Here is a 9,852-nt window from a genome sequence, read left to right as displayed (position 1 = left end):
AAAGAGAAAAGAGAAAAGAGAAAAGTGGTCACACATGGTGCTGATTGGCTTACCTCATTATTTCCAACACGCTTCTGGCTCTGAGACACCAGAGTGGTGTAGCTCCAAAATATCAGTCGTTGAATCTAAGCAGTCATCATTAGTTTGTGGGGCGTGCGGCTCAGCTTGAATAGTATAGGTGGTGCTGCTTGCTGAGATAGCGAGCGTGTATCGGCTTGTATCTGTATCACAAAAACTGCATGTCCCGGCGGAAATAATCCCTTGGGCTGCGGATGCATAATCGCCCATATATAGGGTTTCCATCTCTAATTGTATCTTGGTCATGTCGGCCAACGCGGTGACACGATGCGCCTTCATGACATGGTTGGTGTAACTCGGGTAGGCGATTGCCCCAAGTATTCCCACGATGACTACAGCCAGCAATAACTCGATCAATGTCATCCCTCTCATGCTTATGTTGTTGCTGTTGCATATATTTTTTCGAATCATCGCGAGTAGTTTCCTTTCATAACTCAGTACATTCTTCTCCGGTGGTAGCATCGCTGCAAGATTAAATACGGTTACGCACTGAATTACATAGGAATTTGGGAAATGACTCGCGGGTTTACTTTATTAGAGCTGTTAATAACGGTATCGGTACTGTCGATACTGATAGCGACGGCTGCCCCGAGTTTTAGTTCGGTGACTCAATCCGTCAAGATGCAGCGGTTGGCAGGTGAGTTCAATGGTTTCTTAATTCAGGCTAAGTCTGAATCGGTGAAAAGGAATCAGGATCTCTGGGTGCATTTCTCTACCGCAAAAAATGAAGTGCAATCGACTGGTGATTGGACGGTATGGTTGAAGCCGACGGAAGATCTCACAGGAGAAACTTTGCTGCAGTTGTCGGGTGAACCATTTCGCGATGTCTCGTTTTCTCACAACTACACAGGGGAAAGAATCAGCTTTGAGAGTGTCAGGGGGAGACCAGCAAGAGGCACGATCTACCTTTCTCCTAATGCATCTTCAACCGACCGTTTATTGATTAAATTATCTAGCCCTCCTGGGCGCATAAAAGTGTGTGGTGAGTCGAGTGCGCAGTATGGCTATGATGCGTGTTAAGCCTGTTGTGGTAGGACTCAGCAGGCAACAAGGCACTTCATTGGTTGAGTTAATGGTGGCCTCTGTGATTGGTATCTTCGCTATCTCGATTATCGGAAGTGTCTTTATTACAGGGCAGAGAATAGCCAAGGACAAAGGCATTGAGTTACTGCTGCTACAAAACCTAACCAGCACCATACAAGTGATGAAAGAAGACATTCAACGAGCGGGTTACGACGGCTCAAACGGTTACTCAATCAAGTTATCTGGTGCAGGCAATACGATTCAAGTGAGTGGTGGCGCTGCGGTGGGTTTTGTTTATTTCAGAGAGGGTTCGAGCGGCAATAAAAACCACCGCAATATTGTTTACCAAAAAAACGGCACCAAGCTGCAAATATGTGAGAAGGGCACTACAGTATCTGAGGCGATCCCCACGTTTGAACAGGTGACTGGCTGCTATTCATTGTTTGATGACACCATTATGGATGTCGATGAGTTCAATATTACGTCTCGGGTATTAGAGCAGAACTCGATAAAGAGCACGCTCACAGATATCAGTATAACCGCATCAATTCCAACTGCAGCGGTGACCAAGTCGGTATCTGTTTCCATTAAACAGAGGAATTGGCAATGAGGAGGTCTGCAAAGCAGCATGGCGTAGTGACTTTGTTGATTACATCTGTGCTTTTGCTTGGAGCCTTAGTCGTGACGCTAGGCTCCTATCGAAGCATCTTCCATCAGATGAAAGTGGCTCAAAATGAAGTTCAAGGCAGGCAAGCACATTGGCGATCGGAAGGTGGACTGGAGTGTACTTACGCTTATCTACTTGAACTAGATAAAAATGTTGCTGATATTCAAGATACCAGTACTCGCCCAGCAGACTTTGCAGACTGGTGCTCTCCTTATCAAAATCAGCCTCAAATAGATGTGTCGATTACTGCTAGTTCTAGTACATATTTGGTGACGTCTTCTTCGAACACCAACTCCCTTTATAAGACGATAAGAGAACAGTCCCAGTTAGGCACGGGAGCAATCCAGTCGACAGGACCAATCGAAATAATTGGGACACTAAGTCTCAAGCCAACAGCGAAAGAAGAGCCCATCAGTGGTAATGAATATGAGTGTGTCAGTGTCTCATTCGCTGATCTGTTTACTTATCAATATGATGCTACTCACGGTGATTCAGGGCAGGTGTTGGGGTTAGAAGTGCATAATCCTACTGCTGATGGGCCCTTTTCTGGTTTCGATGGCGTTTGTCATAGCGACTATAAAACGGAGATCCCGAAAGGCACTTCCGGTAGTTCCTATTCGATCTATGCCCCTGATTATTATCAAGCAACCAACCCACCGCCGTTCAAGAAAGACTTCAATCCAGATCCTAATATGAATCCGTTTTACACCTTCTTTGGCATGGCTAGAACGGAACAAAACATTCTCGACCTGTCGCAAGATACGGACTTGTTTAAGCATATTCAGCTACTGAACGCGACCGAGTGTGGTCCAGAGATCATGGACCATTTTACGATAGGCCAAACCAAAGGGCTGTGGATTGAAGGTAACTGTCACATCAATGCGGCGGTAGCAGCTGCAAATAACCCCTCTCAACTTCTCGTGATTCAAGATGGTGTGCTCGCATTGAATGGCGCTATGACCTATAACGGGGTGATTTATCACTTGGTTGATTACCAAAAGAGCCATGTGAAAACGCGAGTCGATAACTTCTGGAACTCGCTTGCGGCTAACAACGTGTTTGCGCCTTTTATCAAAGACATCGATGAGGCTAGCGTGATCAAAAAGAGTGTCGGTATTCAGTTTGCCTCTGGTTTACCTTCTGGTGGCCTTATCTTTGATTCTCCCTCAGGAGTGACGACCATTGTGGGGGATATGGACATGGATTTTCGTGCGGATTCGAACCCAAGTGACCCGCCTTCAACCTACCAATGGCAGCGAGGTTCGTGGAGTGATTTCTAAGAATTCTGGCTTCAGTTTGCTAGAGGTACTTATCTCTTTTCTGCTGATTGGCGTCGCGTCGCTAGGGTTGGTTAAATTACAGGTGTATGCGGAACAAAAGTCGGATCATGCGCTCCAGAGTGTGGAAGCTTTGCATTTTGCAGAAAGGCAGATGGAGTATTATCGAACTCGCGCGCTCAATGTTAGTGGGGCGGTAGGGCTTATTCCTTTTGAGGAACTACATCAGTCGAGCTACTGTCTCAACATTGCGAGTTCAGATCCCTTATCCGGTTTATCGGGCTCTGCGTATTCGATGACATGTGAAGTCACCAATGCGAACGGAGCCTTATCTGGCGCGCTCAAAAACATTACTGTCACAATTGCATGGCAAGATCGTATGAACCGCGCGCAAAGTATTTATCTCGAAACTATGCTCTCCAAATACAGTGAGTTTGACTGATCCCTAAGCAAACGTTTACTGCATGCCAAGGCTTACGCCACTCCTTTTACTGACAATTTCCACTCCTCGGACATTGTTTAATTACTGGTTAAATTCATGTATATGGAATGGTGTTTTTTGTGTTTTTATATTGTTGTAGTTGTATGGTATTTTTGCAAAATATGTCTCCATTTATGGAATTTAGGGTGGAATCTTGTGCTTTTTATGGGGGCTTTCAATAGAATATGTGTTGTACCAATAGGCCGTGGTAAAAACTTATATTAGGCCTAAACAAACAACATCACATATGGAGTTACAATGAGTAACCAAGCCGTAAAAAAAGCACCATCGACTGACAAGATCAGTGGAATGGATCGCTTTCTAAACTTCATTGAACGCGCCGGCAACAAAATTCCAGATCCAGCAATCCTGTTCTTCTGGGCTCTAGTTATCGTATGGGTAGCATCTGCACTTTTGTCGAATCTTTCATTCGATCTAATCAACCCTCAAACGGGTGCTGCTCTAGAAGTAAATAACCTACTGACTGGTGAAGCGCTTGCTAGCTTCCTAGCGAATATGGTTACCACGTTCACAGGCTTCGCACCTCTAGGCATCGTACTTGTTGCTATGCTAGGTGTTGGCGTTGCTGACTCTTCAGGCTTCATTACTACTGGCCTTAAGAAGATGCTGAACTTCACGCCAGCGAAGCTACTTACGCCAATGCTAATCTTGGTTGCTATCGTGTCTCACACAGCAGCTGATGCAGGTTACGTTCTAGTAATCCCTCTTGGCGGTATCATCTTCCACGCTGCGGGTCGTCACCCTCTAGCGGGTATTGCAGCAGCATTTGCTGGTGTATCTGGTGGTTTCTCTGCGAACTTCATCCCTTCAGGTATCGACCCGCTACTAGCTGGCTTCACGCAAACAGCGGCAAACGTTCTTGACCCTGAATACGTGATTAACCCTCTAGCGAACATCTTCTTTACTGGCCTATCTTCAGTTCTTATTGTTGCTATCGGTTGGTACGTAACTGAGAAGATCATCGAACCTCGCCTAGCGAACACGCCAGTTGATGAAGATGCTGAAGAAGCACCTGATCTAGGTACGTTCACTGCAATCGAATCAAAAGCATTCAAATACGCAGGTTGGGCAATGGTTGCTGGTATTGGTCTGCTTGTTGCGGCTCTAATCCCTGAGAACTCTGCACTGCGTTCTCCCGAAGGTGAGCTAACAGCATTCTCTGCACCAGTTATGAAGTCTATCGTTCCTCTGATCTTCATCCTGTTCATCATTCCAGGTATCGTTTACGGCCGTGTAGCGGGTACTTTCAAGAACAGCAATGACGTAATCAAGGCGATGTCTGAGACAATGGCTACGATGGGCGCGTACATTGTAATGTCGTTCTTCTGTGCACAGTTCCTATCGGCATTCGGTCAATCAAACATTGGTACTATGCTGGCACTTTACGGTGCTGAAGGCCTGAAAGCGATGGACCTTCCTGGTGAAGCGACAATCGTTGGTATGATTCTACTAACGGCTTCAGTTAACCTTCTTGTTGGTTCTGCATCGGCTAAGTGGGCACTTATCGGTCCAATCCTAGTTCCAATGCTAATGGTTGTAGGTATCTCTCCTGAGCTATCTCAAGCGGCTTACCGTGTTGGTGACTCAGTGTCTAACATCATCTCTCCACTAATGGTGTTCTTCCCACTGGTTGTTGTTTACTGCCAACGCTACGTTAAGTCTACAGGTATCGGTACTCTAGCTTCTCTAATGATGCCATTCTCGATTGCAATGCTAATCGGTTGGTCTATCTTCTTGCTAGCTTACTGGGCTCTTGGTATTCCACTAGGTATCCAAGCACCTTACACTTACACAATGTAAGATTGAACTAAGCAAAATTAAGCTTTATTCATTACTAAGCCCGCACCGAAATGTGCGGGCTTTTTTGTGCTATTTTTCCGCTCTATTTTTATATCCAAAAATTTTTATATCAAAAAGAAAGGTACTCAGCTTATACTCCGGATTACGGCTAATTGTTGGCCGGTAAAATTAGGAAATCCAAAACATCATGAAAATTCTGCTTCTGGTAGGGTTAATTGTTTTAAATGGTCTGTTTGCCATGTCTGAGATTGCATTGGTAGCAGCAAAAAATAGTCGGCTGAAACGCTTGGCCGAAAAGCACCGTTCTGCTCAGATCGCACTTGAGCTCAAAGAAAATCCAACTCGCTTCCTCTCAACCATTCAAATCGGTATTACCGTCATAGGCCTGCTCAGCGGCATCGTGGGTGAGGCGACATTATCTGCGCCACTAGCCGTTCAACTAGAACTGTGGGGCATGGATGCAACGCAAGCGAATGTTCTGTCTACCGCGGTCGTCGTTGTCGGTATTACTTACTTTGCGATTGTTGTTGGTGAACTCGTACCAAAACGCTTTGCTCAATCTCAAGCGGAAACTATCGCTGTGTTGGTCGCTATGCCAATCTATTGGTTGTCTAAAATCGCGACGCCGTTTGTTTTTGCTTTGTCGGCTTCAACGGAAGGTATTCTTAAGTTGATGGGCCGAGGTGGCGAAGAAGACAGTGTGACGGAAGACGATATTCATGCGCTTGTTAAAGAGGGCTCAGACTCAGGTGTGATTGAGCGTGGTGAGCAAGAGATGATTCGCAATATCTTGCAGCTTGATGACCGCTTGGTGAGCTCGTTGATGACGCCGCGTCGAGACATCGATTTTCTGGATGTTGACCAACCTGTTGAGAACATCTTGAAGCAGCTTCGCTCATCGAAGCACAGCGTATTTCCTCTGTGCCAAGATCATCTAAATAAGGTGGTGGGCACGGTGTCTGCCAAGGCTTTATTGAATCAGGCGGGTAATCTAAGTATTCAAGTGATCATGGGGCTGTCTAAATCTCCAATCTATGTACCGGAATCGATGAAGGCGCTACGCCTCCTTGGTTATTTTAAAGAGTCGGGTACTGAGATGGCATTCATTGTTGATGAGTATGGCGATGTTCAAGGCCTTGTGACTCATTACGATATTCTAGAAGCGATTGCGGGTGAGTTATCAAACAACCCGAACGACCTTTGGACTGAGTCTTTGCCAGATGGTTTGCTGGTGGATGGATTAATCCCGATCAGCGAACTGAAAAACCGCTTGGAGCTTTCAGAGTTAGAAGGTGAAAGCGAGGGCTTCCAAACTCTAAACGGACTCATCACATGGCTGCTAGGTCGCTTGCCTGATACGGGAGAGATCGTTGAGTGTCAGCAGTGGCAGTTTGAGATTATCTCGGTTGAGAACAATCGTATTGTGAGCGTGAAAGCGACGCAAATCGTCAATGATTTGGTTGAAGCTGAAAGCTAGACTGACAGTTAATCATCGAGTCTATGGCTATTGGTGGGCATCTCTTTGTTGTCCATCATCACTAAGATTAGGTATGCTTCATCGCATACCTTTTTCTATTGTTTGTTTTTGGAGTCCCCTTTGTCAGACCATCAATTCACCCCTCAAGATGAAATCTTTATGCGACGTGCCATCGAGGTGGCCAAAAAAGCGGAGAGTGAGGGAGAGGTACCTGTTGGTGCCGTACTGGTAAAAGATGGTGAGATTATCTCTGAAGGGTGGAACCGTTCGATTGGCAGCCATGACGCAACAGCGCACGCTGAAGTAGAAACCTTGCGTAAAGCGGGGCAGGTTCTGGAAAATTATCGACTGCTTGATACCACATTGTATGTCACGCTTGAGCCATGCCCTATGTGTGCGGGTGCCTTGTTACATAGCCGAGTGAAGCGCATTGTTTTTGGCGCGCCAGATTTAAAAGCGGGTGCGGCAGGGACTGTGCTGAACTTGTTTGAAAGCCAAGCCTCTTACCACTATGCCGATGTTGAGCACGGGCTATTAGAGGATGAGTGTCGCGAGCAACTACAAGCGTTTTTCAAGCGTCGTCGAAAAGAGATAAAAGAGAAGCGAAAGCAAGAGCGTTTGCTAGAAGAGCAGCAGTTAGAAGCAGACAAGGCGCTTAAAAAGAAATAGCAGCAAGTTTAAGGCACTCTCATCGTTAGAGTGCCAAACCAGCTTACTTGGTTATAGAGTTTACTCGGCAAGCATCTGCATGAAAGCACGGTTGCGCCAAATGATCTTCTTCTTATTATTTGAAAGCATACGCTTACGACGGTTTGCAGCAACGGTCTTATCAAGGCGTTTCGATTTCAGTTTCTTCATCATTTCAATGATTTCCTATTGGTCGTCTGACGGTGTCGTTTGGACTAACGATTTAATTATAGTGTGATTCGTCTGTTTGTTCTGTCGCGCAGAGGCTGACTTAGAAGAGCAACTCTATTCTTAAGCTTCTAACTTCGGCTAATGGCCTAGCGCAACAGAACGCTAATCTTGATTGTGGTGTGTCGTTATAAGGTGCGATTGTTACTGTAATATGACACTGCCTTTATCACCGCCTTTTATCCACATCACTCCTTTGTGTAAGCGATAGAAAGCGTAATAAAAAAGAGCAATGCTGGAAGGCATTGCTCTTTTGGTTTCTATTTCGAAGACTCAGAACCACTTACTGTTGATTCTGCAGCACTGATGCTGGACTCAGCTCCAGAAATCTCTAAAGGTGGAATAACGCTCAACCCTTCAAGACTCTCTTCTTGTTCTTTATTACGTTTATTAACATGGCCGATGATGCTTTGGTAATAACGGCGAATGTTCTCTACGTAGTTTCTTGCTTCATCACCACGAGCATAACCATAGCGAGTTTGGCTGTAGTATTTCTTCTGTCTTAGTAGAGGCAGTCTGTCTTTTACATCACCCCAAGCATCAGGATCTCCGCCTTGCGCTTTGGTTAAGCGGCGTGCGTCCATCATGTGTCCGTAACCGACGTTGTATGAAGCAAGCGCAAACCAGATCTTTTCGTGTTGCGTGATTGAATCTGGTACTCGGTTCACGATACGACGCAGGTACTCAACACCACCTTGTACCGACTGTTTAGGGTCGAGACGGTTGGTCACACCAACGCTTTTTGCTGTCGGCAGTGTCAGCATCATCATGCCACGAACACCGGTTGGTGAGCGTGCGACTGGGTTCCAGTGTGACTCTTGATACGCCAGTGCAGCAATCAGGCGCCAGTCAAACTCTTGTGAATACTTCTGAAATAGTGGCGACCATTTTGGTAGCTTGCTGTCGAGCGCGCGGATAAAGGCACGAGTATCAACGTAATCAAAAGTGCCGATATGACCGATGTACTTTTCTTCTAGCGAAGCAAGTTCACCGGATTGTTTTAGATTACCGAAGAACTCAATCAGCAATGCGTACAGGCTTTCATCTTCAGACTTCTCTAAGTACCAAGAGATAGGTTGGTCTTCAGTAAGCTCAAACGCCAATGCTACGTCTGGGTACAAACGTTGTGCTAGTGATAGTTCGATAGAATCGGCAACCGTAAATAGGCGCTCGCCCGTCGATACTTCTTTTAGCAGGTCATTGATGTCGGCATTGCCTATTGCATCGTAGATGAAGTCATCGTGCGTGTTCTGTAATTGCTTAAGTGTTGGTTCGAAGTGTGAGTCTTTGACCACAACCAAAGAGGGAGTCAGAGTCTCGTTAGGTGACGCGTCTTCTGATTCAGCTTGCGCTTTGATGAATTCAGCCTGGCGTTCGTTTTCAAACTTGATCAGTTGATCTAGGTTTCTTGGACGCCATTGGCCTTTTTTGTACACCACTTGTTGGCTTACGTAGTAATAAGCAGGCGCTGCACGATAAGCTCGCGTCAGTTTGTTGTTTTGCGTTAACCCTGTAGCGATTAGGTCGATCTCGCCTTTCTTTAGGGCGGGGAATAGGCCGGATAGACGGTAAGCCGGTTTAACCTCAAGCTTCACCCCCAGCTCTTGTGCAAACTCACGAGCTAATTCGTAATCGAGACCAGCTGGGCCATCAGGACCAATGTAATAAGAGAGTTGGTTATTTAGAGTTCCGACACGAAGCACACCGCGCTCTCGTATCTGCTCAAGAACACTTTTAGGTTCAGATTCAATCTGGCATGCAGTTAGCCCAAACAGAGCGATAACCAGCAGAAAGAACTTAGACGAAAAGATGAGAGAAAATTTAGGCATCAAAATGAAATCTCGAAAAGTGGAAGCCCCTTTATACCAAACCCCGGAAGGCTGGCAAAGCAGGTTTGATTAAACAGAGGTAAAAGTGGTGATAAATGCAGCAAAACTGGCATTTGCGCAGAAACATGAAAAAAATCACGCAAACGGTTGCTTTTGGTGTTACGTCACAAAAAAAAATGCTTTATAATGCGCTCGCATTGAAGAGGTGGGATCGGCATAGGTTTTTAAACCTTCGGGAATAGCTTCGAAGAAAACAGTTAGGTTTTTCCTTTAACCCACTGAAT

Annotated in this window: 10 protein-coding genes; 7 read left to right on the top strand and 3 right to left on the bottom strand. The window is 45.7% G+C overall.

Going from position 1 to position 9,852, the window contains the following annotated elements:
• Positions 1-57: 57 nt before the first annotated feature.
• Positions 58-489 (bottom strand): type IV pilin protein, encoded by a 432-nt coding sequence (locus BCT81_RS19350; protein WP_102425514.1) that lies wholly within the window; start codon positions 487-489, stop codon positions 58-60.
• A 102-nt stretch (positions 490-591) separates the two neighbouring features.
• On the opposite strand from BCT81_RS19350, the gene BCT81_RS19345 reads away from it, so the two are divergent.
• The 7 genes from BCT81_RS19345 to tadA all read left to right on the top strand — a co-directional run bounded on the left by BCT81_RS19345 (position 592) and on the right by tadA (position 7,493).
• Positions 592-1,098: a GspH/FimT family pseudopilin gene (locus BCT81_RS19345; protein ID WP_102425513.1), complete on the top strand. Its 507-nt coding sequence runs from the start codon at positions 592-594 to the stop codon at positions 1,096-1,098.
• The gene (locus BCT81_RS19340) at positions 1,079-1,711 is read left to right on the top strand and encodes a type II secretion system protein (RefSeq protein WP_102425512.1); all 633 of its coding nucleotides are present in this window, start codon (positions 1,079-1,081) and stop codon (positions 1,709-1,711) included. Before BCT81_RS19345 ends, BCT81_RS19340 begins: the two co-directional genes overlap by 20 nt.
• Positions 1,708-3,048 carry a hypothetical protein gene (locus tag BCT81_RS19335; protein WP_102425511.1) on the top strand — a complete coding sequence of 447 codons (1,341 nt, stop codon included), beginning with the start codon at positions 1,708-1,710 and terminating at the stop codon, positions 3,046-3,048. The genes BCT81_RS19340 and BCT81_RS19335 overlap by 4 nt, the downstream gene beginning before the upstream one ends.
• Entirely contained in the window at positions 3,038-3,487 is a 450-nt protein-coding gene (locus tag BCT81_RS19330) for a prepilin-type N-terminal cleavage/methylation domain-containing protein (RefSeq protein WP_102425510.1), read from the top strand. The genes BCT81_RS19335 and BCT81_RS19330 overlap by 11 nt, the downstream gene beginning before the upstream one ends.
• Positions 3,488-3,784: 297 nt before the next feature.
• Positions 3,785-5,347, top strand: coding sequence for an AbgT family transporter (locus BCT81_RS19325; protein WP_061033252.1), 1,563 nt, complete (start codon positions 3,785-3,787; stop codon positions 5,345-5,347).
• A 187-nt stretch (positions 5,348-5,534) separates the two neighbouring features.
• On the top strand, positions 5,535-6,824 hold the full coding sequence (locus tag BCT81_RS19320; RefSeq protein ID WP_102425509.1) for a hemolysin family protein: 1,290 nt from the start codon (positions 5,535-5,537) through the stop codon (positions 6,822-6,824).
• A 120-nt stretch (positions 6,825-6,944) separates the two neighbouring features.
• Positions 6,945-7,493, top strand: coding sequence for a tRNA adenosine(34) deaminase TadA (gene tadA, locus BCT81_RS19315; protein WP_102425508.1), 549 nt, complete (start codon positions 6,945-6,947; stop codon positions 7,491-7,493).
• Positions 7,494-7,553: 60 nt separating this feature from the next.
• Here the strand turns inward: tadA and BCT81_RS29945 are convergent, their stop codons facing one another.
• Positions 7,554-7,685, bottom strand: a complete 132-nt coding sequence (locus BCT81_RS29945; RefSeq protein WP_004737586.1) for a hypothetical protein — start codon at positions 7,683-7,685, stop codon at positions 7,554-7,556.
• 314 nt (positions 7,686-7,999) lie between these two features.
• Complete coding sequence (gene mltF, locus BCT81_RS19310; RefSeq protein WP_102425507.1) at positions 8,000-9,568, bottom strand: membrane-bound lytic murein transglycosylase MltF; 1,569 nt, start codon at positions 9,566-9,568, stop codon at positions 8,000-8,002.
• Between the last annotated feature and the right edge of the window lie 284 nt (positions 9,569-9,852).

Source organism: Vibrio sp. 10N.261.52.A1 (assembly GCF_002876325.1).
GTDB lineage: Bacteria > Pseudomonadota > Gammaproteobacteria > Enterobacterales > Vibrionaceae > Vibrio > Vibrio chagasii.
Note: the sequence above shows the minus strand (reverse complement) of the source record. Positions and strands in the feature narration are given on the sequence as shown.

Bases quoted from the DNA above. Each gene is read 5' to 3' on its own strand.
- BCT81_RS19335 (WP_102425511.1), top strand. From the start codon at position 1,708: ATGAGGAGGTCTGCAAAGCAGCATGGCGTAGTGACTTTGTTGATTACA.
- BCT81_RS19345 (WP_102425513.1), top strand. From the start codon at position 592: ATGACTCGCGGGTTTACTTTATTAGAGCTGTTAATAACGGTATCGGTA.
- mltF (WP_102425507.1), bottom strand. From the start codon at position 9,568: ATGCCTAAATTTTCTCTCATCTTTTCGTCTAAGTTCTTTCTGCTGGTT.
- BCT81_RS19325 (WP_061033252.1), top strand. From the start codon at position 3,785: ATGAGTAACCAAGCCGTAAAAAAAGCACCATCGACTGACAAGATCAGT.
- BCT81_RS19350 (WP_102425514.1), bottom strand. From the start codon at position 489: ATGATTCGAAAAAATATATGCAACAGCAACAACATAAGCATGAGAGGG.
- BCT81_RS29945 (WP_004737586.1), bottom strand. From the start codon at position 7,685: ATGATGAAGAAACTGAAATCGAAACGCCTTGATAAGACCGTTGCTGCA.
- BCT81_RS19320 (WP_102425509.1), top strand. From the start codon at position 5,535: ATGAAAATTCTGCTTCTGGTAGGGTTAATTGTTTTAAATGGTCTGTTT.
- BCT81_RS19340 (WP_102425512.1), top strand. From the start codon at position 1,079: ATGGCTATGATGCGTGTTAAGCCTGTTGTGGTAGGACTCAGCAGGCAA.